Here is a 24,802-nt window from a genome sequence, read left to right on the forward strand (position 1 = left end):
GGCGCCAGTCTAGCAGATTGCCCCTCGCGCTTCACCGCCTGGTGTGCCTGCTCCTGGTGTATGCGCCGGCCTGGCAGGCTACAATGGGCCACCGTTTGCCCAAGACCGACACCCCATGACCAAGCCTGCCCCTGCCGTGCACAACCATCCCCTGATCGAGCCCTTCCTCGATGCCCTCTGGCTGGAGCGGGGGCTGTCCGACAATACGGTCAGCTCCTATCGCACGGATCTGGAAAAGTTTGCCCTCTGGCTCGACGGCCAGGGCGGCTCCCTGCTGCTGGCGGGGATGGATGACATCCAGCACTACCTCGCCTGGCGGGTGGACAAGCAGTTTGCGGCGAGCAGCACGGCCCGCTTCCTCTCGGCCCTGCGCCGCTTCTATCAGTATCTCAATCGCGAGAAGCTGCGCAGCGACGACCCGACAGTGCTGCTGGAGGGTCCCAAGCTGCCCAAGAAGCTGCCCTCGGATCTCAGCGAGGCCGAGGTGGATGCGCTGCTCACGGCGCCCCTGGTGGACGATCCGCTGGAGCTGCGGGACAAGGCGATGCTCGAGTTGCTCTATGCCACCGGGCTGCGGGTCTCCGAGCTGGTGGGGCTCACCGCCGAGCATGTCAGCCTGCGCCAGGGGCTGGTGCGGGTGGTGGGCAAGGGCAACAAGGAGCGGCTGGTGCCCATGGGGGAGGAGGCAGTGCACTGGCTGGAGCGCTACTACCGGGAGGGACGGACCCTGCTGCTGGGGGGCACCAGCTCGGACGTGGTCTTCCCCTCCAAGCAGGCCAGGATGATGACCCGCCAGACCTTCTGGCATCGCATCAAGCTCTATGCCCAGCGGGCGGGGATCAGGGGGGAACTCTCCCCCCACACCCTGCGCCACGCCTTCGCCACCCATCTGCTCAACCACGGCGCCGATCTGCGGGTGGTGCAGATGCTGCTGGGGCACGCGGATCTCTCCACCACCCAGATCTACACCCACGTGGCCAACGAGCGCCTCAAGGCGCTCCATGGGGAGCATCATCCCCGGGCCTGACCCCGTGAGGTGGCGGAACCCAGCGCCTGGGCAAAGAAAGGGGGCGATGGCTTGCGCCTCGCCCCCGGAGTGGCCAACCTGCTTGGCCTCTTTCACAGACTCATCATTCCACTGTTTGGATGCTGACCTCCACCTCGGCCTTGACCTGGTTGTCTTCATCATCCTTCAGCGTGACCACCAGGGGGTCCGGATTGATCGCCTGCAGGTTGATGTTGCCGAGATCGGCGAGGCCGGGTTCAAGCTCCAGCACGAAGGCGCAATCATAGTGCCCGCCGGGCAGTATGGTCCCGCCCGTGGTGCAGAGTGAGAAGGGTCCGAAGCCGGCCTCATGAGTACTCACCCCAGGCTCATCGTAGAGGGTGAAGCTGCCCGGGATCCCGCTCCCATCCGCCACATCGACCCCCTTGAAGGTCAAGGCGGTGACGGTCAGGGTGTCTACCCCGTTGTTGCTGATGCGGACAAAGCCGGCGGCCTTGAGGGCAAAGAGCTTGCTGATGTCGGGGAGGACATCGGTGAACTCCACCGTGGCATCATCGCTGTCGGTCACGGATTGATTGTCCTCGTCCGTGCCACTGATGGTGGCAATGTTGGTGTGGCTGTCACCTCCATTTCCCTGCAGATCCTTGGATATGGTGCAACTGGCGTTCTGGCCCGGGTTCAGCACGAAGCCGGTCAAGGCCACGGCGGGCACGAGCGGTGCGCCGTTCTTCTTGTCCACCATGCACAGACTGGTCAAACTGCCGAACTTGTCGTCCTCCAGGGTACTGAAGGTGACCTTGTCTACGCCGCCAGCATCGACGGAGAAGGTAAAGGTATAGGCCACCGAACGCTTCTCATCGGAGTCGCCGGTCTCGGGCACACTGACGGGAACGGCATCCTTTTGCAGCGTGATGGTCGACGCCACGTCATTGATGTTGATGGTGGCGCTGTCATCCCCCGTTGCCTCATCCCCTTCGTTGTCCAGGGCCTTGGCAGTCACCTTGTTGGTGTGCACATCGCCGGCATTCCCCCCCACAAACTCGGTGAAGCTGCATTCGAAAGGCGTGCCCTTGGACAGGGTCACCCCGCTGCCCAGATCGCAGGTGCCCTGCCCATCCAGATCGCCGAACATGTCGTCCACCAGACTGGTCAGGGTGAGCGGATTGTCGTGATCGCCCGCGGTATTGGTGACCCTGACGGTGTAGGTCACATTGGCCCCCGGCTCCAGCACCTCGTCAACGGAGGGGGTCTTCTCAACCGCGATGGTCGGCGGGAGATTGGTGATCTCGACCATCTTGGCCCCGCTGCAGTTGTTGCCCGCAGACTGGAAGCCGGCCGGGCAGGTGCTGCCGTCGCCGACAGTGCCACCGTTCTTGTCCTTGAACAGGGCCACTATGTTGTCGACGTATTTCTCGGGACTCTGATCGTTGGGCAGATCGCGATCCTTGATATGCAGGGTGAACTCGCAACTGTAGGTGGCGCTGGGCAGTACCTCCTTCGTCGTCGAGCCCGCAGCGGGTTTCGCGCAGGTGCTGCTGAGCAGGTAGATGCCGTCCGCGGTCCCCACGCTCTCGGTGGATCCCCACAGGTCCACGCTCTTGTCGTAGGAGCCATCTCCGCCTACGTCTATTTCATCCTTCAGGCTGGCGATATAGAGAGAGGCGGCACTCGAGTTGGTAAAGCTCAGGCTGTAGGTGAACACGCCACCCGGTTCGGGCAGGCTGGTCGGCTCGACCGTCTTGGTGATGGTGGGCGGCTCAGGCCTGATGAAGACATTGATGGCGAAGCTGTCGCAGTTGCACTTGGACTTGGTGGCGGGCACGGCGCCGGGAGGCACTGTGCTCTCGCTGCAACTCAGGCTCTTTTGGATGTCCCAGGCCGCGCAATAGGTGAACAGGGCCTTGTTGGGATCCGTGGGGCTGGGCTGACAGAGCATGGTGATGGGCTGGTTGAAGAGCGTGTATTGATCGGTGCCGTTGGCCTTGGTGATATCACCGCAGGTATCCAGAAAATCGGTCGCCTTCAGTTTCGGCTCCAGATTCACATAGGCGACCTGGCCATTCTCCCCGGCGTCGCTCGCCTTGGGCAGTACCAGGCTGCAGTTTCTTGCGCCTCCCTGCACCACCTGCGGGCTCTGGGACGTTCTCGGCAGGTAGAAGGTGGTGTCATAACGCTCGCTGGCGTTGGTCTTGATGGTCACGTCTGCATTGAAGGTGAACACCTGGCCGTTGGTGCACTCCTGGTTCGGATTCACCGGCACCACTTTGGAGACCTCGATGTCCTTGGCCGTACAGTTGAGGCTGCCGCCCGCGAGTGAGCCACCCTTGGCAATATAGGCGTCTGCCATACAGGCCTCTTGTTGCAGGCCCGGAAAGATGCCGGCCCAGGCTGGGGTGAGGCTGAGCCCCCCCAGCATGAGGATCCCGAAGGGGACCGTCAGGGATCTGAGCAGGCGATTGCGCTGACTTGGTTTCATAGCATTTCCCTCTTCCTATCTTGTGGTTCTTGGTTCCATGTCACTCGGCTGCGACTGCCTGAACCGAGTGATGTCCCAGGCCCGGACGTGACCACGCAGAGGCCCGATCTCCTGTGAACGAGACGGGGGATCGGGCATAGTCCTGTGGAGTGGGCATCGATAGACAGCACCCCTGCAGCAAGGAATGCACCAAATAGATAAGTGATTGAGCAAAAAGGAATTAATGGTTTTTTTCAGCAGCAATCGCGGGAAGGTGTCGACCAAGTTGTAACGATGGATGGGGGTGTCAGGCGGTACTGAGAGGGTAGTTGATTGATAAGTAATGCTTTTTTATTTATTTCCCCCTGTAACAGCGATGGAACAGGGGCGCTCCGAGTGAGGGCTCGTCAACCCCTCGGATTGTGGGACTGTCCCTCGGGGCGAGGAGAGTGGGTGGGCCGCCAAGGCGGCTAGGGTCGCTGCATGCAGAGTGACGACCCCTTGGACATTGTCGCCGGGAGCACGAGTGTCGGATTCGGCCACTGTATCAAGGCTGAGACAATCCCATCGCCTTGACGGTTTGCCACCAGTCACTGCATTGAATTCATGGCAGGGTCTTGCACTTTGAACGCAGGGTGCCGAGGTGGGGGGAGTGCGAGAGAAAGCCGGGGTTGAGGCAAGGCTTGAGCCAGGGGGGCCTCCTCTGGGCTTAAACACGAGGGAGGCACAGGGCCCCCCTCTTGCCATCGGATGGTGTCAGGCATGCACGCAGGCGACGCCTCCGGGCTAGCGGCTTATTTGCCCTGCTGGGATTTCAGCAAATCGCGGATTTCGGTCAGCAACTCCTGATCCTTGGTGGGGCCGGCCGGGGCGGCGGCCTCTTCCTGCTTCTTCTTCAGGGTGTTGATGGCCTTGAGCCCCATGAAGATGGCGAAGGAGATGATCAGGAAGTCGATGATGGTCTGGATGAACTTGCCGTAGGCGATGACCACGGCAGGGATGTCACCTTCGGCGGCCTTCAGGGTGACAGCCAGATCGCTGAAGTCCACCCCCCCCAGGATGAGGCCGATGGGCGGCATGATGACGTCACCCACGAAGGAGGAGACTATCTTGCCGAAGGCGGCACCTATGATGATACCGACCGCCATGTCGATGACGTTGCCTCTGGCCGCAAAGGCCTTGAACTCTTGAATCAGACTCATTTTTCCCCCTAAAAATGGACGGCGTGAGGTCAGGCCGCACGTCGAATCTGGATAATAAAACATCAATAAAACAGAGGGATGACCATGATGTCTCCCGTCGTCCTGATTAGCTTGCGGGGCTCAAGCCCGATTGGCAACCTGTATGAATGAGAAATTTTTACATCCGGTACTATTAACTCATCGATAACTAGGCAGACGGTGGGCAATGTGATCGGGGAGCGCCTGTGCATGTTGTGGGGAGATGGTCGGGCTGTCTGGGCAGCATCCTGGGCTCAGGATGCTTGTGATGCCTGGTCGGCGCCATGAAAAGGGCCATGGTCTTCACCATGGCCCTTGTGGTTTAACCCTGATTAAACCCTGTTACTCCCCTGGAGTGGGGCAATCTGGACAAGCCGGACAGAGCGGGCAGGTAGCCGTTGCCATGTCGGTCGCGGTGCCAAAGCCCAGGGGCGCAGTCCCTGTGGCCGTGACAGTGTCGCTGAAGGAGATGGAGCCCGGGTTTTCCGACCCTGCACTACTCGGCGTGTAGGAGCCCGAATAGTCCTTGCAGTCCGCCGCGTTCAGCGTGCCTATGTTGTGCACATTGCCGCTGGGGTCGTCGGTGACGGTCACGCCACTCAGGTTCAGCGGCGGTATGAGGCCCACCCCTGTGGTGTTGCAGACCTGGCCGCTGTAGTCGACCCTGATCACCAGCTGGCTACCCTCATCGATGACCTTGGTGCTACAGGCCTTGGTGACACTGATCCCGGGTTCTCGTTGGACTGTGGGGCAGGCTGCCGTGGCGGATGCGGTGATCGTCTGCAGCCCGCCATCGCTGGAGGCGGCCTTGACACTGACACCGTTGGTCGGCCCGTTACCGGCGGCGCCAAAGCTGCCGCTGTAGTCTTCCATTCCCCCCTTGGGTATGGAATCGAAGTTCGCGACGATGAAGTCATCGCTGGTATCTGCCGGGGTACCGTTATCGTCGGTGACGACGACGTCATAGATGGTGCCAAAGCCTCCGTTGGTGACGACGCCTTCGAAGCTGAAGGTAAAGCCGGTCTCGGTCTCGTTGAGGTCACCGCCGGTACAGACCTTGGTGATCTCGACCTTGCACAGCTCGAAGTTATCCAGCACGAAGTCCTTCAATGCGGCCGTGAAGGAGCTGGAGGAGCGGGTCTCGGCCATGAAGCTGCTGAAACAGCCGTCACTGCCGCCGACGATCTGGCTAAGGTTGATCCCACCCTCGAAGAAGCTCTCGAAGGGGAAGGTGCCCTGGGTACCGCTCTTGGGGGTGTAATCGCTCCACAGGCCGCCGACACCGTTTGCCAGCGTGCTGGCGGGGACGGGGACATTGCCCGTGTTGGTCAGGGCACAGGCCAGGTTGGCACCGCCCTGGCTGGCACAGACGACGTCGTTGGCACCCGAGCCCTGCAGCTTGAGTCGCAGATTGGCGGCGGCACATTGTCCCGGCTGCGGGTTGTTGTTGGTCGCCTTGCTGCAGGTCGGATCCCAGGTCACCACGGCCAGATAGGGAACCGCGTTGTTTGCCTGCGGGAAGTTGATGAGCACCAGGGTATCCCCCACTGTGTGCTTGCCGCTGAATTTGCCGTTGGGCAGGGCGGTGACCTTCTGTTTGAAGAACCAGAACCCCATGAAGGCATCACCTACATTGGAGATCCTGTCGGCGCCGAAGTAGAGCAACAGGTCGTTATTCTCGTTGTATGCGGCGGCATAGGCGTGGGTCAGGTCATCCTTGTCGGGCACAGAGCCATCGCTCCAGCTCCATTTATCGATATCCAGTATGTCTTTATCCCCCCCGCCAAAGATGCTCCTTGGGGCTGTGTCCTGGATGATGCCGGTGAATTTGGTGGCCCCTCCGGTGTCTGGTGGGGTGTCCCAGTCATCGCTCATGACGGCGCCTGTGTCGATGTTGTCCTGTGGATTGGCATCCAGCTCGAAGGGTGATTCCGCCGTGGCGGCCAGTGCCGGCGCACTGAGCGCCAGCAGCAGGGTCAGGGCCGTGAGTGTTAGGCCATTCTGCAAACAGCGCGGCCAGAGAGACATTGCTCGGGTATCCATGTTGCATTCCTTCTGCTTGTTGTTGTCCTTGTCGTCCGGTTCTACTTGCACAGCCGGAGGCGCTGCATGAATGCAGACTTCGTTCCATATGGATAAGCATTTGAAAGTAAATAAAAAAATAATTATTTCGATGAAATGGGGTGAGGGCGTTGTTAACCGAAGGAGACAGAAATTGATGAATTATCGGTGTCTGAGCAGGCTTCACATTGAAAGGGGGCTTTTTGGCACTGTTCCCGAGGCGAAACAAAGAGGGTATAGCGGTTGCCTTGCTGGGCTGACAAAGCAATATCAATATCTAATCAAGTTTTTGTTTTAATTTGTTTTATTGTCTTTTTACGGTCCATTTGAGTTCGTTTTTATCCTTGTTTCATAAGTGGCACATGTAGGCCATCTATCCAATACTTTGCACATTGTTTGGCCGCAGAGTTGTGGAGTGTTGTTGATGGAGATTCGTACGCTACTGTGTGTCAACACGAGCGAGGTATGGCGCCCTCCGTCACATGCATCGTCACTGGGGTGGCGTTTTTGTTCGGCCTCATCGCCTCAGGAAGCGTTCAGCCACTACGCACAACAGGCGCCCAGAGTCGGTCTGGTGCTGTTGAGCGAAGATGCCGCCGAGGCGGTGGAGACCCTGTTTCGTCAGACATGCAGCACCATGATCTGGGTCGCACTCGCTCCCCCTCATCTGCTGGCCTTGCCCAGGATACAAGAGCTGCTCCTGAACTACTGTTTCGACTATCACAGCCTGCCGGTAGAGGATGATCGTCTGCTGGCTGTGCTGGGGCATGCGTTTGGCATCGCCTGCTTGAGGAGGGGGGCTCATCGCCCCTGCGATCGTGGCAAGGAGGAGGGGGGGATTATCGGTACCAGCCCCGTCATGCGGCAAATGATGAATCGGGTCGAGCGACTGGCGAAGGCTGATTCGTCGGTGATATTGCAAGGGGAGAGCGGCACGGGCAAAGAGCTGGTTGCCCGGCTGATCCATCGGCACTCTCAGCGGGCGGATGGCCCCTTCGTCGCCGTCAACTGCGGCGCCATTCCACCCACCCTGATCCAGTCAGAACTGTTTGGTCATGAAAAGGGCGCCTTCACCGATGCCTGGCGTCGTCACATCGGCTGCGTGGAGCGGGCCCATCACGGTGTCCTGTTTCTCGATGAGATAGGGGACCTCCCATTGCCGATGCAGGTCAACCTGCTGAGATTCTTGCAGGAACGCACCATAGTGAGAGTCGGTGGCGTTGAGCCTATCGAGGTGGATATCCGGGTGATAGCCGCGACAAACAGGGTGCTGGATCAGGAGATGGCGCAGGGCAATTTTCGTTCCGATCTCTTCTACCGTCTCTGTGTGCTGGACTTGGCGCTGCCTCCCCTGCGTGAACGGGGGGAGGATATCATCTTGCTTGCCCAGTATTTCCTGAACAAGCTGGGTAGCACCTTGAATCCCAAGGTGAATGGCTTCACTGCCAGCGCCATGCACCAGATGATGAAGTATCACTGGCCTGGCAATGTGCGGGAGCTCAAGAACCGGTTGGAGCGAGCGCTGGTCCTGTGTGAAGGGTGCCGTATCGATCACCAGGATCTGGGGCTGGCCCTGCCGCTGGTAGAAGGCGCCATTCGTCCCCTTAACCTGGTCAGGGCCGAGGCGGAGTGCGAGGCCGTGCGCCGGGCTTTGGTGCTCTGTGGCAACAATGTGACCGAGGCCGCCCGGCACCTCGGGATCTCCAGGCTCACCCTCTACCGGGTGCTGGAGCGCTCTGCACCTCCTCCTCCTCCCGAGGCCCTGATTTCCTAGCGTCTCTCCCAAGCCGACCTGCCGCTGTTCTCTGCTCGCCTGAGGCGTGTATCATACCGCCTTGCCATCGGCTCACCGTATTAGAAGACAGGATTGACACCATGCCCCTGCAAATCCGTCGTCGTCCCCGAGTGGATGACGCTCACCTGCCAGATACCCTGCACCCCCTGCTTCGCCAAATCTTCGCCAGCCGTGGGGTGGAAGATCCCGCCCTGCTGGAGCGCAGCGCCAGCCAGCTGCTGCCGCCCCAGCGCCTGTTCGGCATGGAGCAGGCGGTGCCCCTGCTGGCGGATGCCCTGACGGCGCAGCAGCGCATCCTCATCGTCGGCGACTTCGACTGCGATGGCGCTACCAGCTCGGCCCTGTGCGTGCTGGCCCTGCGGGCCATGGGGGGACGCCACATCGATTTTCTGGTGCCCAACCGCTTCGAGTTCGGCTACGGCCTCACCCCCGAAATCGTCGAGCTGGCGGTGGCCAGGGGCGCCGAGTTTCTCATCACGGTGGACAACGGCATCTCCAGCATTGCCGGGGTGGCGGCGGCCAAGGCGGCCGGGATGCGGGTACTGGTTACCGATCACCACCTGCCGGGCCAGGATCTGCCTGATGCCGATGCGATAGTGAACCCCAACCAGCGTGGTTGCGACTTCCCCTCCAAGTCCCTGGCCGGGGTCGGGGTGGCCTTCTATCTGATGGCGGCCCTCAACACCCACCTGCGCCAGCGCGGCTGGTACGAGCGCCAGGGCATTCGCGCCCCCAACGTGGCGGACTATCTGGATCTGGTGGCGCTTGGCACCGTCGCCGACGTGGTGGCGCTGGATGGCAACAACCGCATCCTGGTGCATCAGGGCTTGCAGCGGATCCGGGCCGGTCGCTGCCGCCCCGGCATCCAGGCGCTGGTGGATGTCTCCGGCCGCGACGGCCGCCGCCTGTGCGCCGCCGATCTCGGCTTTGCCCTGGGGCCCCGCCTCAATGCGGTGGGTCGTCTGGATGACATGTCCCTCGGGGTCGCCTGTCTGCTCAGCGATGACATCAACCTGGCGCGCCAGCTTGCGGCCGAGATGGACAGCCTCAACCAGGAGCGCAAGGAGATAGAGCAGGGGATGCAGCAGGAGGCTCTCGCCACCCTGGAGCAGATCCGTTTTCGTGATGGTGAAGTCCCCTCCGGCATAGTGCTGCACAGGGACGAGTGGCATCAGGGGGTGGTGGGGCTGGTGGCCTCCAAGATCAAGGAGAAGTACTACAGACCCGTGATCGCCTTTGCCGAGAGTAGCGACACCGAGCTCAAGGGCTCGGGCCGCTCCATCCCCGGGGTACACCTGCGCGATGCCCTCGAGCTGCTCGATACCCGCCATCCTGGCCTGATGGGCAAGTTTGGCGGCCACGCCATGGCGGCCGGGCTGACCCTGCCCAAGGCCAATATAGAGGCGTTCGGTCGCGCGTTTGAGGCGGTGATCGGCGAACTGGTGACCCCTGAGCTGCTGACCGGGGTGCTGCTCACCGACGGTGAGCTGCTGCCGGACGAGCTCAGCCTGGAGCTGGCGGAGCTCATCCGCGCCTCCGGCCCCTGGGGTCAGGCCTTCCCCGAGCCGCTGTTCGACGGCGAGTTCGTGCTGGTGCAGCAGCGCCTGGTGGGGGAGAAGCACCTCAAGATGATGCTGACCACGGATTCCGGCCATGCGGTGGATGCCATCGCCTTCGGGGTGGATCTCAAGCGCTGGCCCGATGCCTCGGTGAAACGGGTGCGGCTGGTCTACCGGCTCGATGTCAACGAGTGGCGCGGCAACCGCAGCGTCCAGCTGCTGGTGGAGCATCTGGAGGCCGCCGGTCTCTGAGCCGGCGGCGACTCCACCCTGTCGATGACAACGGCCACCCTGGGGTGGCCGTTTTTGTTGCCGGAGCGGCTATGCCCCCACAGAATGGGGCCCAAGGGTCTAGGATGGGAGTCGTTCCCCGCGGCTTTCATTGAGGCGTTAAATGCCCTCTTTGTGGGGAAATCAGGCTGTTTGTATCGAGTTTTTCCGGTTAGTGGATGCCAAAATTCAATATGAAGGGGAATTGTGATATATTTGGCCCCGTTCAACCCCTTGCCTTTTCAAGGAGCCTGTCCCTTGCCACCCCTTGGCCAATCATTGCGCTGGCCGATGGCGATCGCCGTCGCCTGCCTGCTGTGGCTTGCCGCCTCTGCCGCGGCAGGGCCAGGTGCGCCCGCACTGTCGACCCAGGGGACATCGACATCCTCGATGCAGCTGCACGAGCCTCCCGCATCGGAGTTGGCCGACAGCGTCAGCCTGCCTCCCGCCTCCCAGTGGCGGCTCAGCGTCGAGCCGGGGCGGCGGCTGGAAGGGACCAGGGACCCGGATCTCTACCAGATGCTGCTGGCCTGGTTCCAGCACGAGATCCTCGGTCTGCTCTGCGGCCTGCTGTTTTTCCTGCCCCTCATCTATCTCAGGCAATGGCCGACCTGCCTTGGTCATCTGCACCAGCGGCAACTGCTCTGCCACCACCTGCAATTTCGCTTCTGCCAGGGCGACTAGCGCTGCTCGCCTCGCCGGGCGCACGCCGACGGCGTCTCTGCCGCTGATCCCTTTTTGTTGATCCGCCGACCCCCGTCGTCTGCGATCGCGCCCGTGCTGACTGTCATCCGGTTTCTGTCGCTGGCCCCTGGCCGGGGCGGACTCTCTCTTTGCACAATCTCGTGGTGAGCTGCCTTCATGGACTATTACGTCAATTTGTTTATTCAGTCGATCTTTGTGGAAAACCTGGCCCTGGCCTTCTTTCTCGGCATGTGTACCTTCCTCGCGGTGTCGAAGAACATCAACACCGCCTTCGGCCTTGGCATGACGGTGCTGGTGGTCATGGTGATCGCCATTCCCCTCAACAACCTGATCTACCGCCATATACTGCGCCCGGACAGCACCTTCCTCGGGGAATTTGACCTGAGCTTTCTCGATTTCATCATCTACATAGGCGTGCTGGCGGCCCTGGTGCAGGTGATGGAGATGGTGCTGGACAAGCATTTCCCGGCGCTCCATCAGGCTCTGGGGATCTACCTGCCGCTGCTGACGGTGCACTGCGCCATCTTCGGCGGGGTGATGTTCATGGCGCAGCGGGATTACGACTTCATCGAATCCGTGGTCTATGGGGCTGGCTCCGGGCTCGGCTGGCTGCTGGCCATCGTCGCCATCGCCGGCCTGCGCCAGAAGATGAAGTATTCGGACGTGCCAGAGGGATTGAGGGGCATCGGCATCACCTTCATAGTGGCGGGGCTGATGTCGCTCGGCTTCATGTCGTTTTCCGGGATCTCGCTGTGAGCGTCGGCTCGCCATGGCATGACGGAGGAGGGTTGATGACCGGGGCCATCAACCCAGCGTCTTGGCCATGTTGTAGCCCGTGATGTGAAAGCCTATCTCTTCGTAGAGCGCCCTGGCCCTGGGGTTGTCATGGGCGACCCTCAGCTTGATCTGGCTGACGCCAAGGCACTTCAATTCGGCCTCCAGCACCGCCATGGCGGCCTTGCCATAGCCCAGTCCGCGATGGGTCGGGAATATGTAGAAGTCATAGATGAAGGTGGTGTGGGCGGCGTTGTCGATGCTGTGCCAGAGATAGCCGGCGATGGCCGTCGTCGGTGCGACTGCGCCCCCGACATTGTCACTCACAGGGAGGATGCAGAGCAGGCTCTGGCCCGGCGTGGCGGTCCCTTGGGGCAGGTGTTGCAGCAAGGAGGCCTCGGCCTGTTGGCGGGCATCGGCCAGGATCAGCCCGTGATTGCTGGCAAGATCCTGAGCGTAGTCGTCGATGAAGTAGTCGCGATAGGCGGGGAACGCCGCCTCATCCATGGGGATCAGCCGAACGATAGGGGTTGGCATCTGAGTGTCACTCAAGGAAAGGGAGTCGTCACCTTAACCCCGGCGCCGGGAATTAGCCAAGGGATTGGCCGGGCGTGTCGAGTCAGACAGGTTCAACAAGAAGAGCGCCCTTGGGCGCTCTTCTTTTAGCAGGAGAGGTTATTTGACCCCTCTTTCGGGGGAGGTCATTTGACCTCTCTTTCCGGGCGAGGTCATTTGACCTCTTCACCCTTGGCTTGCAGATCCGCGTGGTAGGAGGAGCGCACGAAGGGGCCGCAGGCGGCGTGGGAGAAGCCGAGATCCATGGCGACGTCCTTGAGCTCATCGAACTCTGCGGGCGGCACGTAGCGCTTCACCGGCAGATGGTGGCGGCTCGGCTGCAGATACTGACCCAGGGTCAGCATGTTGACGCCGTGCTCGCGCAAGTCCTTGAGCACCTGGACAATCTCTTCGTTGGTCTCGCCCAGACCCATCATGACGCCGGACTTGGTCGGCACATGGGGGTGCATCTCCTTGATGCGGCGCAGCAGCTCCAAAGACCACTTGTAGTCGGCACCCGGGCGGGCGACCCGGTACATGCGCGGGGCGGTTTCCAGGTTGTGGTTGAACACGTCCGGCGGGGTCTCGCGGAACACTTCCAGCGCCTGCTCCATCCGGCCGCGGAAGTCCGGGGTCAGGATCTCGATGCGGGTCTGGGGGCTGTGCTCGCGGATCTGCTTGATGCAGTCGGCGAAGTGCTGGGCACCGCCGTCCCGCAGATCGTCGCGGTCCACCGAGGTGATGACCACGTATTTCAGCCCCATCTCCTTGATGGTGAGCGCCAGCTTCTTCGGCTCTTCGGGATCCAGCGCCAGCGGGCGGCCGTGGGCAACGTCGCAGAAGGGGCAGCGGCGGGTGCAGATGGCGCCCATGATCATGAAGGTGGCCGTGCCGTGGTTGAAGCACTCCGCCAGGTTGGGGCAGGAGGCCTCTTCACAGACCGAGTGCAGCTTGTTCTTGCGCAGGGTGCTCTTGATGTGCTCGATCTTCTGGCTCGACGGCGGCAGCTTGATCCGCATCCAGTCCGGCTTGCGCAGCACTTCCTCGTTGGGATCCGGCATGAATTTCACCGGGATCAGGGCCATCTTGTCGCCATCGCGCAGCTTGACGCCCGGCTCCATACGAACGGGTTTGCTCATGATTCACTCTCGGTGTTTGTTATTGTCTGATTGGTAGCCATCAGGGTCTGCTCTGAGCCCTCATGGTTGCACGGCATGGGGTTGCTCATGCGGCTTCTTCGCTATTGATGATCGTTTGGTAGCCAATCAGGCGGGCCAGTTCGGCCACCAGAATGGATTGCGCCTCGGCCACGCTCTGCGGGCCGCCCAGGGCGCTGGTCTGGGTCATGGCCATGCCCGCATAGCCGCACGGATTGATGCGCAGGAAGGGGGTCATGTCCATGTTGATATTGAGGGCCAGTCCGTGGAAGGAGCAGCCCTTGCGGATCCTCAGGCCCAGGGAGGCGAGCTTGGCCTCCATGCCAAGGTCATTCTTCACGTAGACGCCGGGAGCATCGGCCTTGGCATAGGCCAGGATGTCGCTTCTGGCCAGGGTGTTGATGATGGCGGTTTCCAGGCAGGTTACCAGCTCGCGCACCGAGAGCTTGCTGCGGCGCACGTCCACCAGCACATAGAGCACCAGCTGGCCGGGACCGTGATAGGTCACCTGGCCGCCGCGATCGCTCTGCACCACGGGGATGTCACCGGGGGCGAGCAGATGCTCGGCCTTGCCGGCCTGGCCCTGGGTGTAGACGGGATCGTGCTCCACCACCCAGAACTCGTCGGGGGTCTCGCTGGTGCGGTTGTCGGTGAAGGCCTTCATGGCGTCCCACACCGGCTGGTAGGGGCGACGGCCGAGCTGTCTGACTAACAGCCGTGGCTGGGCGGGGATCTGTGATGACATCTTTCCTCACTGACTGGCGCTTGCGTCGGCAAAACAGAATGGCAAATAATCGCTCGCCCCGATGGCGGGGCGAGAGAGGCGACTCACAGAACGTAGCGAACCAGCTCGATCTTGCCGAGTGCGGTGTACATGGCTTCGATGTGCTCCTTGCTCTGGGCAGTGACCGTCACTCGTACCGAGTGATAGTTGCCCTTGGTGCTGGGCTGAACGGTCGGGCTGTAAGTGCCCGGGGCATGTTGCTGCAGCACTTCAACCACCTGATCCGGCAGGGCGGGATCGGCCACGCCAAGCACCTTGAACGGGAACTTGCAGGGGAACTCCAGCAGCTCATCAAACTTGGTATTCATCTCACTCACCTTTAGCGTCGTCACGAAACGACTTCATCTTGCATCTTGTCTGGCCGAGGGACTCGGGCCGCCAGTCGCGTCAACCATGGGCACGGCTCCATCTTATATGGGCACTGCCCGGCGCGGGATCAAGCCCGCCAGATCGACAGGACGTGGGAATGCTGCTTTTTACCACAAATGGAGCGTCGGCGGAACCTGCAGATTGCAGGGTTATTCACTGCCATGATGCGGTAAAGACAGCAGCGGCGCCTGTTGGCGCCGCTGTTTGGTCAGGATCGTGCGCAGGTTACTTGAACCAGCTGGCGACCAGCATCACCAGGTAATCCCACAGACGGCTCATCAGGCCACCTTCCTGCACCTCTTCCAGGGCGACCAGCGGAACCTGCTTGATCTCCTTGTCACCCTGCTTGAGGAACACGGTACCGACGCGCTGACCCTTGGCCAGCGGGGCCTTCAGCTCGCTCTCGAGCTGGAAGTCCGCCTTCAGGTTGTTGCCCTGGCCACGGGTGACCAGCACGGAGACATCCTGATCGACGCCCAGTTTCACTTCGGACTTGTCGCCCATCCAGATCTTCTGGGTCACCAGCTCGGTACCCGCCTTGTAGGGGGTCAGGCTCTGGAAGAAGCGGAAACCGTAGGTGAGCAGCTTCTTGCTCTCGGCGGCGCGGGAGCCTTCGCTGCTGGCGCCCAGCACCACGGCGATCAGGCGCATGCCCTCGTTGTTGGTGGCGGAGGAGACCAGGTTGTAGCCGACCTGGCTGACGTGGCCGGTCTTGATGCCATCCACTTGCAGGGACTGATCCCACAGCAGGCGGTTGCGGTTGTGCTGGGTGATGCCGTTGAACACGAACGACTTCTGGGAGTAGATCTTGTACTCCTCCGGCAGGTCGCGGATCAGCGCCTGACCCAGACGGGCCATGTCATGGGCGGTACTGTAGTGACCTTCCGCATCCAGACCGTGGGGGTTCATGAAGTGGCTGTCGTTCATGCCGAGCTTGGCGGCCCAGGAGTTCATCAGGCTGGCGAAGGAGTCGGTGCTGCCCGCCAGGTGTTCGGCCATGGCGACGCAGGCGTCGTTGCCGGACTGGATGATGATGCCCTTGTTGAGATCATCGACCGAGACCTGCTTGCCCACCTCGATGAACATCTTGGAGGAGTCGGAGTAGTTCTTGGACCAGGCGTTCTGGCTGATGGTCACCATGTCGGTGCGCTTGATGTTCCCCTTCAGCAGCTCCTGGCCGATGATGTAGGAGGTCATCATCTTGGTCAGGCTGGCGGGGGGCAGACGCTCTTCGGCGTTCTGCTCGGCCAGCACCTGACCGGAGTAGTAGTCGATCAGAATATGGGCCTTGGCGGAGATCTCCGGCGCGGCAGGCACCACCATGGGGGCGCTGTTCAGGGTGGGGACCGGCTGGGCAGTCGGCAGCGCCGAATCCGGCGTCGGTACCGGCTGGTTGGCCTGGGCGGTCGCGCTTAGCAGGGAGGCCAGAATAACGGAACGGGCAAATTTGGACATCTTGAAATTCCTGGTGCCTGGATGGGGATTACCCAAGTTGAAAAAAAGCGGGCTCCACTATACCAGATGTGCCGGTCGGTCATAGTCCGGTGTGCCATCTGGTCTGGTTTTTTATCCATCGGTTGTCGGCGTCACGCCGGGAAACGACGTGACGCCTGGATAAGGTTGTGTTCCGTTGCGATCAAGGAACGATAAAGGCCTGCTCCAGCCCCCCCTGCCGGATCTGTTCCAGCAGGCTTGCCTGCTGATCGGCGGCGACCGGTCCCAGCAGCACCCGGAAGATGGCGTCGTGGGCCACCACCTGGTAGGGCACGCCGTAGCGCTGGGTCATCACCTTGCCCATGGCCTCGGCCCTGGGTTGGGAGCCGCTGGCCAGCACCTGGATCATCTTGCCCTGGCCGGTGGTGGCCTTGGGCGTGGAGAGGGTGCCGGTCGCCGTGGCGGCCGCCGCGGGAGCCGCCTTGGCCGGGGTGACTGTGTCCGCAGCCGCAGGCTGGGCCTCACCCAGGAAGGCGGCCTCCTGGGCAGCCGGTTGCATGGGCACCATCGGCGTCATGGGCACCATCTCGACCATCTGATCCGGCTGATCGGTGATGAGCTCGAGACGCACCCTGGCCTCGCCCCCATCGACCATCTCCAGCTGTTTGGCCGCGGCATGGGAGAGATCGATCAGGCGCTCGCTGCCGAAGGGGCCGCGATCGTTGACCCGCACTATGGTCTCCAGTCCGTTGTCCAGGTTGGTGACCCGCACATAGCTCGGCAGCGGCAGGTTGCGGTGGGCGGCGCTGAACAGGGTGCTGTCCTGCACGTCGCCGTTGGCGGTCTTGTTGCCATCGAGATCCTGGGCCAGCCAGCTGGCGGTGCCCTCCTCGCTGTAGTGCTTGATGTCGCGCCACACCTCGTACTTCTGCTTGCCGATCCAGTAGTCCCGGTTGCCGCTCTCGCTCATGGGCTCGGGGCGCGGGATGGCGCCGGTCGCCTGCGGTATCTCGATCACCTGGGGTTTTTCCGGCTGCACCGGGACCGGCGGCGGGGGAGCCTGCTCCGGTTGGCTGCTACAGGCGGCCAGCAACAAGGTCAGCGTGAGGGGGAGAAGTTTGTGGCTGTAATGCATATGCGTCCTGGATGGCTTGACTGAGTTGATGCACCGCCATCGCATAGAGAGGGCTGCGGTTGTAGCGGGTGATCACATAAAAATTGTGGCGCGCGACCCAGTATTCCGGTCCATCGGCCTGCTCCAATGCCAGCAGTTTCACCGGCGTGTCCGGTGCCAGCGGGGTGGCGAGTTCAATCCCGGCGGCAGCCAGCTCGGCCCAGCGCTGCTTGAGCTCGGGCTCGGGCGCAAGCAGGGTACCTACAGGCGCCAATCCGATCAAGGCGGGTTCCACCACTGACTCCCCCCAGCGCCAGCGGTGTTCGGCAAAGTAGTTGGCCACGCTGCCGATGGCGTCCGCCGGGTTGGCAAACAGATCCCGCTTGCCGTCGCCATCGAAGTCCACCGCGTAGTGGCGATAGCTGGAGGGCATGAACTGGCCCATGCCCATGGCGCCGGCATAGGAGCCCTTGAGAGCGGTGAGCGGCCACTTCTCTTCCCGGGCAAGCAGCACCAGCTGGGCGAACTCCTTAGCGAAGAACTCCTCGCGGGCGGGGTAGTGGAACCCCAGGGTATAGAGGCTGTCGAGCACCGGATGGCGGCCCATCTGGCGGCCATAGAAGGTCTCTATGCCGATGATGGCGACGATGAGGGAGGCGGGTACCCGGTAGTGCTGCTCGGCCCTGGCCAGGGTGGCGGCGTGGCGTTGCCAGAAGCCAACCCCGTCCCGGATCCGCTCCGGGGTGACGAACAGCGGCCGGTAGCGATGCCAGGGCTTGGCCTCCCAGGGACGGCTGATGGTGTCGAGCACCTCCTGGCGCAGCCGCGCCTGGGCGGCCGCGGCCTGCAACTCGGCCAGCGGCACGGATTGCTGCTCGGCCAGCAGGCTCAGCCGCTCGGGGGAGGCGCTCGCGCCCGCCGTGAGCGAACAGGCGCAGAGCACCAGCCAGCAAGCTCTCATCAGGCGAGCAGTCGTCTGTGGGTCTGGATGGACATCAGGATGCCGAAGCCCGCCATCAGGGTCACCATGGAGGTGCCGCCATAGCTCACCAGGGGCAGGGGCACCCCCACCACAGGAAGGATGCCGCTCACCATGCCCATGTTGACGAACACATAGACGAAGAAGGTGAGGGTCAGGGCGCCGCCGAGCAGGCGCTCGAAGCTGTTCTGGGCCTGCATGGAGATGAAGAGGCAGCGGCTGATGATATAGAGGTAGATCACCAGCAAGAGGGCCACCCCCACCAGGCCGAACTCCTCGCTGAACACAGCGAAGATAAAGTCGGTGTGGCGCTCGGGCAGAAACTCCAGCTGGGACTGGGTGCCCTGCAGCCAGCCCTTGCCGAACACGCCGCCGGAGCCGATGGCTATCTTGGACTGGATGATGTGGTAGCCGCGGCCGAGGGGGTCCTTCTCCGGGTCCAGCAGCATCAGCACCCGCTGGCGCTGGTAGTCGTGCATCAGGAAGAACCAGAGCACCGGCATAAAGGCGGCGATGAGCAGAGCAGCCAGCCCGATCAGCCACCAGCTGATCCCCGCCAGGAAGATGACGAAGAAGCCGGAAGCCGCCACCAGGATGGAGGTGCCGAGATCGGGCTGGGCGGCGATGAGCAGGGTGGGCAGCAGCACCATCACCAGGGCTATCATCACATGGCTGAACTTCGGGGGCAGCGAATGCCGGCTGAGCCAGGCGGCCACCATGATGGGCATGGAGAGCTTCATCACCTCGGAAGGCTGGAACTTCATGAAACCGAGATCCAGCCAGCGCTGGGCCCCCTTGCCGATATGGCCGAACACGTCCACCGCGATGAGCAGCAGCACCACCAGGGTGAACAGGGGCACGGACCAGCGCGCATAGAGGGAGGGAGGCAGCTGGGCCAGGCCAATCATCAGGCCGAAGGCGAGGCCGCCACGCACCAGCTGGCGCACTATGGAGTCAAAGTCCTGGCCCGAGGCGGAGTAGAGCACCACCATGGAGAGGGTCATCAGCGCCAGCAGGCCGAGCAGCAGCGGCAGGTCGATGTGCAGCTTGTACCAGATACTCTGCTGGCGGGCGGAGTTACTCATGAGAGAAGACCTCGTTCTGCATGGATGGCCTCGGGCGGGGAGGCAAGAGGCGGGCGTGCGACGTTATTCATTGGGCACGGCCTCGCTCTGATCCGGGCTTTGGATGGACGGCTTGTCGGGCGCTGGCGGCAGCTGGGGTTCTGGCGGCAGCAGGTAGGCATCCAGCATGTGGCGGGCGACCGGCGCCCCCATGGCACTGCCGCCACCGGCGTTTTCCAGCACCAGGGCCACCACGGCCTTGGGGGCCTCGAACGGTGCGAAGGCGACGAAGAGGGCGTTGTCACGGTGCTCCACCTTGGTGGTGGCCGCGTTGTAGACCTGGTTCTCCTTGAGGCCCACCACCTGGGCGGTGCCGGACTTGCCTGCCGCCTTGTAGGGGGTATTGGCAAAAGCGCGGCGGCCGGTGCCCTCATGGCCGTTGATGACGCGCCACATGCCATCCTTGGCCACCTGCCAGTAGGTGTCGCTCTTGGCGGCGATGGCCACGTTCGGGTTGATGGGGGCGTTGACCACGCCATCCGCCGAGGCGGTGCTCTTGAGCAGGTGCGGCGTCACGTCGTGACCGTTCTGGGTCAGTATGCTGATCGCCTTGGCGAGCTGGATGGGGGTGGAGCTCCAGTAGCCCTGGCCGATGCCGATGGAGATGGTGTCCCCCTGATACCAGGGCTGACGCCAGCGCGCCATCTTCCAGTCGCGGGACGGCATGACCCCCTTGGTCTCTTCATAGAGGTCGACGCCACTGTACTGACCGAAGCCGAACTTGGTCATGTAGCTGTGGATCTTGTCGATGCCGACCCGGTAGGCAAGATCGTAGAAGTAGGTGTCTGCCGATACCTCGATGGCGCGATAGACGTCGAGCCAGCCATGGCCCCAGCGGCGCCAGTCACGAAACTTCTTGGTGGTCCCCGGGATGGAGAAGCTGGGACCGCCGAAGTAGCGATAGTTGGGGGTGATGGCCCCCTCGTTCAGCCCCATCACCGCCATCATGGGCTTGACGGTGGAGGCGGGAGCATAGATGCCCTGGGTGGTGCGGTTCACCAGCGGGCGCGCCGGATCGTTGAGCAGCGCCGAGTAGTTGGTGTTGGATATGCCGGTCACGAACAGGTTGGGGTCGTAGCTCGGGCTCGACTCCATGGCCAGGATGGCGCCGGTATTGGGATCCATCATGACGATGGCGCCCCGACGGCCGGCCAGCAGCTCCTGCGCTTTAAGCTGCAGGCGGATGTCGATGTTGAGGTAGATATCCTTGCCCGGCTCCGGCGGCTGGAACTTGAGGGTGCGCACCACCCGGCCGCGGTTGTTGACCTCGACCTCCTGGTAGCCCGCCACGCCGTGCAGCTGATCCTCGTAGAACTTCTCCACCCCCTGCTTGCCGATGTCCTTGGTGGCGGCATAGTTGGCGAGCTTGTCCTCCTTGTCGAGGCGCTCCACATCACGGGTGTTGATCTTGGCCACATAGCCCAGCGCATGGGTCAGGGTATCGCCAAACGGGTAGTAGCGCTTGAGATAGGCCTCTATGCTGGCGCCCGGGTAGTTGTGCTGGTTGACCGAGAAGAGCGCGACCTGATACTCGGTCAGCTTCTCGAACAGGGGCACCGGCTTGAAGCGGCGCTGGCGCTTCACCTCGGCCAGGAACCGCTCCTTGGTCCCCTCCGGCAGGGCCAGCAGGGTGATCAGCTCGTCGGCCGTCTTCTCCAGATCCTCGGTCTCTTCCGGCACTATCTCCAGGCTGTAGACGGGGCGGTTCTCCGCCAGCAGCACCCCGTTGGCGTCATAGATGAGGCCCCGTGGCGGTGCCACCGGCACGACCCGGATCCGGTTGTCGTTGGAGCGGGTCTGATAGGTTTCGTAAGACTCTACCTGCAGGTAGTAGAGATTACCCAGCAGCACCAGCATGAGGACGACCATGCCGATGTAGGCTACCAGGGTGCGCCGGAAGAACAGACGTCCCTCGGCACTGTGATCGCGCATTTCGATGCGATTCTTCAGCATGCCGTTACCTTATGGCTGACGGGGAGCAAGGGCGGGTACCACATGGACTATTCCCTGTGGTACTGGGTGTATGGGGGAGTGATGTGCCAAGGGATCATGGCTCATTCCCTGTGATACGGATGATTGGTGGTAATGCTCCAGGCGCGATAGAGGCTCTCGGCCACCAGCACCCGCACCAATGGATGGGGCAGGGTCAGGGGTGACAGGGACCAGCTCTGTTCGGCGGCGGCCTTGCACTCGGGGGACAGGCCTTCAGGCCCGCCCACCAGCAGCGCCACATCCCGGCCATCGAGCTTCCAGGCTTCCAGTTGCACGGCGAGCTGCTCCGTGGTCCAGGGCTTGCCGGGAATGTCTAGGGTGACGATGCGCGAGCGGCCGGCGGCGGCCAGCATGGCTTCCCCCTCCTTTTGCAGGATGCGGGGAATGTCGGCATTCTTGCCGCGTTTGCCCGCGCCTATCTCGACGAGTTCGAACGGCATGTCTTTCGGGAAACGGCGACGGTACTCTTCGAAGCCATGCTCTACCCAGGCAGGCATCTTGGTGCCCACTGCAATCAACTGGATCTTCATCGTTCGTTACGCTTGCACCTGGGTGCCACCCCAGAGTTTCTCCAGTTGGTAGAAGTCGCGGTACTCATCCTGCATCACATGGACGATGACGGAACCCATGTCCACCAGCACCCATTCACCGGTGAGCTGACCTTCCACGCTGAGCAGATCGAGCCCCGCATGGCGGGCCTCGCTGGCCAGGTGGTGGGCGATGGCGCTGACGTGGCGATTGGAGTTGCCGGAGCAGATGATCATGGTGTCCGTGATGCTGGATTTGCCGCGTACATCCAGGGTGATGATGTCGCGGCCTTTCATGTCATCGATCTTGTCGACGATAAAGGCGAGCAGTTCTTGGCCTTGCAATGTCTTCTCCTATCTTCCGGCGCCAGAGGGCGGCGGATTATATCATGGTCACTCCCGTTTCCCAGTCTGGCAAAGGGGAATGGATCCGGGGCCGCCGCCCGTGGGCAAGGCAGGCCCCTGTTGATCACTATAGTGCGCAACCGGGCGGGACAATAGTCAAGCCTGTGCCGGGTGCGCCTCAGGGTGTCGGCTGACAAACCCGCGTGGCGCCGCTCACCGGCCTGGCGATGGCTGATAGAGCCGGTGCTGCCGGATGTAGTCGGCGACCGGGGCCGGCAGCAGGTACCTGGGGTCCTGCCCCGCCGCCAGCAGGGCCCGCAGCCGGGTGGCCGACAGCTCAATGGGCAGGTTGTCGGCGATCCAGACATGGCCCTGACGGTGTCGATGCAGATCCTGCACATCCCGGGTCTGGTGGCGGGCTAGCAGGCTGGCCACTTCGCCCGGGTAATCCGGTTGCCAGCCCGGGCGCTTGCTCACCACCAGGTGGGCATGAGCGAGCAGCTCCTGCCAGCGATGCCAGCTCGGCAAGCCGAGCAGGGAGTCCATGCCCATCAGGAAGCAGACCGGGGTATCCGGCAGCTCCTGCTTGAGCTCGATGAGGGTGTCTATGGTCCAGGAGGGCTTGTCCCGTTGCAGCTCCCGCTCATCCACCACGAAGCCCGGGTTCTCCGCCGCCGCCAGTGCGACCATGGCGAGCCGCTGCTCGCTGGAGCAGAAGGGGTTGGCACGGTGGGGCGGGATATGGTTCGGGAGCAGGCGCACCTCGGCCAGGCCCAGGGCGTCGCGGGCCTCGATGGCGGGCCTCAGATGACCGATGTGGATGGGGTCGAAGGTGCCGCCCAGGATGCCGATGGGAGCCTTCAGCATGAGACTCTCCCAGTCAGATCATGGAGGGGCCCCAAGGGGCCGGCCCTGCGTTCAACCGGGGTGCTCAGCATGGTTCCGCCTCTAGCAGGGGCAGCGGCGTGCCATCGCGAAAACCCAGGGCTATGGTCTGCAACATCAGCCAGGCCTGCTCGGTGTCGAACCGGCGTTGGGCGTCGTCGAGCCGGGCCATCAGTTGCCACAGCTGCTGTATCTTGCCAACGGGCAGCCGGGTCAGGGCCTGCTGAATGAGCTGCTGGCGGCTCTGCCAGATGCGCAACCGGCTGAAGTGTTCCACCAGCGGCTGACCGGCGCGGGCGGCCAGGGCCAGCTCGGTGAGCTGCTCCAGCTCCCGGCACAGGGTCCAGGCCAGCATCCCGGGCTCGGTACCCTCGGCCCGCAGCGCCAGCAGGATGCGCTGGGCCCGGTTCACCTTGCCCTCCAGCAGGGTATCGACGAGCTGGAACGGCGTGAAGTGGGCGTGCCGTATGATGGTCTCCTGCAGATAGGCGACGCTGATGGGCTGGGGCGGGCCGAGCAGGGTCAGTTTCTCTATCTCCTGGCTGGCGGCCAGCAGGTTGCCCTCAAAGGCGTGACACATGAAGTTGACCGCATCCGGCAGCGCCTTGAGGCCGAAGCGCTGAAATCGTGCGCTCATCCAGCGCGGGAAGAAACGGGGCTCGGGGTGATTGACCGGCACATAGGTGCCGCTCTGGCTCAGCTTGTCGAACCAGGCTGCCTTCATCTGGGTCTGGTTGAGACGCCCCCCCGAGAGCACCAGCAGCAGGTCGGGGTGGAGCTGCTTGCCGATCTCCGTGATGCGGGCGGCGAGATCCTTGTCGACCTTGGCGGGCAGCTCCAGCTCGATGATCTGGCGGGCCGAGAAGAGGCTCATGGCCTGACAGGCGTCATAGACCTGATTCCAGTCCAGCCCGGCTTCCACCACGAAGCTGTGGCGTTCATCGAACCCCTGTTTGCGGGCCACCTGACGCACGGCGTCGATGGCCTCGAGCTTGAGCAGCGGCTCGTCACCAAAAACGAGATAGCAGGGCTTGAGCCCTGCCTTGAGATGATCGCTGAACTGCTCGGGATAGACTCTCATCAACACACTCTCATCAAGAAGCTCGCATCAGAACTTGACCTGGCTCAGCTGACGGATCACCAGGTTCGCGGCCTGCTCCTGCATCTCCTTGCCAAGCTGCTCCTGTTCGCGGGAGGAGGCCAGCGCCGCATCCGGCTTGTTCAGGAAGCTGCGGTTGAAGGTGATGGGGAAGACCTGGGTCGGTTTGCCCGGCATGGAGACGGTGAACTGGGTGCTGTAACCCAGCAGGTACTCGCGGTCCTGGCCGATGGAGTCGACGGAGGCAACCTGGCTGCTGTTGCTCACCCCGGACAGGGTCAGCACCGGAATGCCTTCCTTGTCTGCCAGGGTCACCCCGGAGGCCTTGAGACGGGTGGTCACCAGCCGATAGAAGTCGCTCTTGTTGTCACCGACCACCTTCATGGTCATCAGCTCCGGGGGGATGGCGGTTCCCCGCATCTGAAAACCGCAGGCCTGCAGCAGCAGGCCCGTCAGCATGATGGCAATCCAGCGAGTGAGGGACATGCCCATGTGAATTCCTCTTTGCATCAAGTGAAGAACGGCGGGCGCTTGCCCGCCGTCACATATGGATTCAGACCCCGGCAGCTCTCCTCCCCCGACAGGGGGAGGAG

General features: G+C 62.5%; 22 protein-coding genes. 5 read left to right on the forward strand and 17 right to left on the reverse strand.

All coding sequences use genetic code 11. The features are described from left to right. Window positions 1-115: 115 nt before the first annotated feature. Complete coding sequence (xerD, locus tag AC3WR3_RS07970) at window positions 116-1,027, forward strand: site-specific tyrosine recombinase XerD (RefSeq protein ID WP_492291589.1); 912 nt, start codon at window positions 116-118, stop codon at window positions 1,025-1,027. Window positions 1,028-1,130: 103 nt separating this feature from the next. Here xerD and AC3WR3_RS07975 read toward each other — a convergent pair whose 3' ends face one another. The 3 genes from AC3WR3_RS07975 to AC3WR3_RS07985 form a co-directional block, all read right to left on the reverse strand. Further along, on the reverse strand, window positions 1,131-3,482 hold the full coding sequence (locus AC3WR3_RS07975) for a hypothetical protein (RefSeq protein ID WP_492291590.1): 2,352 nt from the start codon (window positions 3,480-3,482) through the stop codon (window positions 1,131-1,133). A gap of 773 nt (window positions 3,483-4,255) precedes the next feature. Next, window positions 4,256-4,663 carry a large-conductance mechanosensitive channel protein MscL gene (mscL, locus tag AC3WR3_RS07980; protein ID WP_139437368.1) on the reverse strand — a complete coding sequence of 136 codons (408 nt, stop codon included), beginning with the start codon at window positions 4,661-4,663 and terminating at the stop codon, window positions 4,256-4,258. 360 nt (window positions 4,664-5,023) lie between these two features. Then, complete coding sequence (locus AC3WR3_RS07985; RefSeq protein ID WP_342059483.1) at window positions 5,024-6,724, reverse strand: hypothetical protein; 1,701 nt, start codon at window positions 6,722-6,724, stop codon at window positions 5,024-5,026. A 442-nt stretch (window positions 6,725-7,166) separates the two neighbouring features. Between AC3WR3_RS07985 and AC3WR3_RS07990 the strand changes: the two genes are divergently transcribed. The 4 genes from AC3WR3_RS07990 (at window position 7,167) to nqrE (ending at window position 11,827) form a co-directional block, all read left to right on the forward strand. Beyond that, window positions 7,167-8,516 (forward strand): sigma-54 dependent transcriptional regulator, encoded by a 1,350-nt coding sequence (locus tag AC3WR3_RS07990; protein WP_236661630.1) that lies wholly within the window; start codon window positions 7,167-7,169, stop codon window positions 8,514-8,516. Window positions 8,517-8,617: 101 nt separating this feature from the next. Next, complete coding sequence (gene recJ, locus AC3WR3_RS07995; RefSeq protein ID WP_492291591.1) at window positions 8,618-10,348, forward strand: single-stranded-DNA-specific exonuclease RecJ; 1,731 nt, start codon at window positions 8,618-8,620, stop codon at window positions 10,346-10,348. Window positions 10,349-10,624: 276 nt separating this feature from the next. Next, complete coding sequence (locus tag AC3WR3_RS08000; RefSeq protein WP_492291592.1) at window positions 10,625-11,050, forward strand: hypothetical protein; 426 nt, start codon at window positions 10,625-10,627, stop codon at window positions 11,048-11,050. Between the two features lie 177 nt (window positions 11,051-11,227). Beyond that, the gene (gene nqrE / locus AC3WR3_RS08005) at window positions 11,228-11,827 is read left to right on the forward strand and encodes an NADH:ubiquinone reductase (Na(+)-transporting) subunit E (protein WP_042649628.1); all 600 of its coding nucleotides are present in this window, start codon (window positions 11,228-11,230) and stop codon (window positions 11,825-11,827) included. Window positions 11,828-11,875: 48 nt separating this feature from the next. On the opposite strand, the gene AC3WR3_RS08010 is transcribed toward nqrE, so the two are convergent. The 14 genes from AC3WR3_RS08010 to AC3WR3_RS08075 form a co-directional block, all read right to left on the reverse strand. After that, window positions 11,876-12,382, reverse strand: a complete 507-nt coding sequence (locus tag AC3WR3_RS08010; protein WP_492291593.1) for a GNAT family N-acetyltransferase — start codon at window positions 12,380-12,382, stop codon at window positions 11,876-11,878. A 191-nt stretch (window positions 12,383-12,573) separates the two neighbouring features. Then, the gene (lipA, locus tag AC3WR3_RS08015) at window positions 12,574-13,539 is read right to left on the reverse strand and encodes a lipoyl synthase (protein ID WP_042649627.1); all 966 of its coding nucleotides are present in this window, start codon (window positions 13,537-13,539) and stop codon (window positions 12,574-12,576) included. Between the two features lie 85 nt (window positions 13,540-13,624). Then, entirely contained in the window at window positions 13,625-14,302 is a 678-nt protein-coding gene (lipB, locus tag AC3WR3_RS08020; protein WP_492291594.1) for a lipoyl(octanoyl) transferase LipB, read from the reverse strand. Between the two features lie 83 nt (window positions 14,303-14,385). Continuing rightward, a complete protein-coding gene (ybeD, locus tag AC3WR3_RS08025) occupies window positions 14,386-14,649 on the reverse strand; it encodes a DUF493 family protein YbeD (protein WP_005329804.1) in 264 nt (87 codons plus the stop codon). Window positions 14,650-14,935: 286 nt separating this feature from the next. Beyond that, window positions 14,936-16,165 (reverse strand): D-alanyl-D-alanine carboxypeptidase family protein, encoded by a 1,230-nt coding sequence (locus AC3WR3_RS08030; RefSeq protein WP_005329807.1) that lies wholly within the window; start codon window positions 16,163-16,165, stop codon window positions 14,936-14,938. A 181-nt stretch (window positions 16,166-16,346) separates the two neighbouring features. After that, entirely contained in the window at window positions 16,347-17,279 is a 933-nt protein-coding gene (locus AC3WR3_RS08035; protein WP_492291595.1) for a septal ring lytic transglycosylase RlpA family protein, read from the reverse strand. Beyond that, window positions 17,221-18,219, reverse strand: a complete 999-nt coding sequence (mltB, locus tag AC3WR3_RS08040; protein ID WP_492291596.1) for a lytic murein transglycosylase B — start codon at window positions 18,217-18,219, stop codon at window positions 17,221-17,223. The genes AC3WR3_RS08035 and mltB overlap by 59 nt, the downstream gene beginning before the upstream one ends. After that, window positions 18,219-19,322 (reverse strand): rod shape-determining protein RodA, encoded by a 1,104-nt coding sequence (rodA, locus tag AC3WR3_RS08045; RefSeq protein WP_202046508.1) that lies wholly within the window; start codon window positions 19,320-19,322, stop codon window positions 18,219-18,221. The genes mltB and rodA overlap by 1 nt, the downstream gene beginning before the upstream one ends. 63 nt (window positions 19,323-19,385) lie before the next feature. Then, window positions 19,386-21,314: a penicillin-binding protein 2 gene (gene mrdA / locus AC3WR3_RS08050; protein WP_429108945.1), complete on the reverse strand. Its 1,929-nt coding sequence runs from the start codon at window positions 21,312-21,314 to the stop codon at window positions 19,386-19,388. A 101-nt stretch (window positions 21,315-21,415) separates the two neighbouring features. After that, on the reverse strand, window positions 21,416-21,883 hold the full coding sequence (gene rlmH, locus AC3WR3_RS08055; RefSeq protein ID WP_005298242.1) for a 23S rRNA (pseudouridine(1915)-N(3))-methyltransferase RlmH: 468 nt from the start codon (window positions 21,881-21,883) through the stop codon (window positions 21,416-21,418). A 6-nt stretch (window positions 21,884-21,889) separates the two neighbouring features. Next, a complete protein-coding gene (gene rsfS, locus AC3WR3_RS08060) occupies window positions 21,890-22,225 on the reverse strand; it encodes a ribosome silencing factor (protein WP_139434100.1) in 336 nt (111 codons plus the stop codon). A 213-nt stretch (window positions 22,226-22,438) separates the two neighbouring features. After that, window positions 22,439-23,092 carry a nicotinate-nucleotide adenylyltransferase gene (gene nadD, locus AC3WR3_RS08065; protein ID WP_492291597.1) on the reverse strand — a complete coding sequence of 218 codons (654 nt, stop codon included), beginning with the start codon at window positions 23,090-23,092 and terminating at the stop codon, window positions 22,439-22,441. A gap of 64 nt (window positions 23,093-23,156) precedes the next feature. Continuing rightward, window positions 23,157-24,191 (reverse strand): DNA polymerase III subunit delta, encoded by a 1,035-nt coding sequence (gene holA / locus AC3WR3_RS08070; RefSeq protein ID WP_319912724.1) that lies wholly within the window; start codon window positions 24,189-24,191, stop codon window positions 23,157-23,159. A gap of 27 nt (window positions 24,192-24,218) precedes the next feature. Next, window positions 24,219-24,701 (reverse strand): LPS-assembly lipoprotein LptE, encoded by a 483-nt coding sequence (locus AC3WR3_RS08075; protein ID WP_492291598.1) that lies wholly within the window; start codon window positions 24,699-24,701, stop codon window positions 24,219-24,221. Window positions 24,702-24,802 lie beyond the last annotated feature (101 nt).

The sequence above is a fragment of the Aeromonas sp. EU05-FHT14A05 genome, from assembly GCF_058791175.1.

Excerpts from the sequence above, each read along its gene's own strand:
- xerD (WP_492291589.1), top strand. The coding sequence starts at position 116 with ATGACCAAGCCTGCCCCTGCCGTGCACAACCATCCCCTGATCGAGCCC.
- AC3WR3_RS07975 (WP_492291590.1), bottom strand. The coding sequence starts at position 3,482 with ATGAAACCAAGTCAGCGCAATCGCCTGCTCAGATCCCTGACGGTCCCC.
- mscL (WP_139437368.1), bottom strand. The coding sequence starts at position 4,663 with ATGAGTCTGATTCAAGAGTTCAAGGCCTTTGCGGCCAGAGGCAACGTC.
- AC3WR3_RS07985 (WP_342059483.1), bottom strand. The coding sequence starts at position 6,724 with ATGGATACCCGAGCAATGTCTCTCTGGCCGCGCTGTTTGCAGAATGGC.
- AC3WR3_RS07990 (WP_236661630.1), top strand. The coding sequence starts at position 7,167 with ATGGAGATTCGTACGCTACTGTGTGTCAACACGAGCGAGGTATGGCGC.
- recJ (WP_492291591.1), top strand. The coding sequence starts at position 8,618 with ATGCCCCTGCAAATCCGTCGTCGTCCCCGAGTGGATGACGCTCACCTG.
- nqrE (WP_042649628.1), top strand. The coding sequence starts at position 11,228 with ATGGACTATTACGTCAATTTGTTTATTCAGTCGATCTTTGTGGAAAAC.
- AC3WR3_RS08010 (WP_492291593.1), bottom strand. The coding sequence starts at position 12,382 with ATGCCAACCCCTATCGTTCGGCTGATCCCCATGGATGAGGCGGCGTTC.
- lipA (WP_042649627.1), bottom strand. The coding sequence starts at position 13,539 with ATGAGCAAACCCGTTCGTATGGAGCCGGGCGTCAAGCTGCGCGATGGC.
- lipB (WP_492291594.1), bottom strand. The coding sequence starts at position 14,302 with ATGTCATCACAGATCCCCGCCCAGCCACGGCTGTTAGTCAGACAGCTC.
- ybeD (WP_005329804.1), bottom strand. The coding sequence starts at position 14,649 with ATGAATACCAAGTTTGATGAGCTGCTGGAGTTCCCCTGCAAGTTCCCG.
- AC3WR3_RS08030 (WP_005329807.1), bottom strand. The coding sequence starts at position 16,165 with ATGTCCAAATTTGCCCGTTCCGTTATTCTGGCCTCCCTGCTAAGCGCG.
- AC3WR3_RS08035 (WP_492291595.1), bottom strand. The coding sequence starts at position 17,279 with ATGCATTACAGCCACAAACTTCTCCCCCTCACGCTGACCTTGTTGCTG.
- mltB (WP_492291596.1), bottom strand. The coding sequence starts at position 18,219 with ATGAGAGCTTGCTGGCTGGTGCTCTGCGCCTGTTCGCTCACGGCGGGC.
- rodA (WP_202046508.1), bottom strand. The coding sequence starts at position 19,322 with ATGAGTAACTCCGCCCGCCAGCAGAGTATCTGGTACAAGCTGCACATC.
- mrdA (WP_429108945.1), bottom strand. The coding sequence starts at position 21,314 with ATGCTGAAGAATCGCATCGAAATGCGCGATCACAGTGCCGAGGGACGT.
- rlmH (WP_005298242.1), bottom strand. The coding sequence starts at position 21,883 with ATGAAGATCCAGTTGATTGCAGTGGGCACCAAGATGCCTGCCTGGGTA.
- nadD (WP_492291597.1), bottom strand. The coding sequence starts at position 23,092 with ATGCTGAAGGCTCCCATCGGCATCCTGGGCGGCACCTTCGACCCCATC.
- holA (WP_319912724.1), bottom strand. The coding sequence starts at position 24,191 with ATGAGAGTCTATCCCGAGCAGTTCAGCGATCATCTCAAGGCAGGGCTC.
- AC3WR3_RS08075 (WP_492291598.1), bottom strand. The coding sequence starts at position 24,701 with ATGGGCATGTCCCTCACTCGCTGGATTGCCATCATGCTGACGGGCCTG.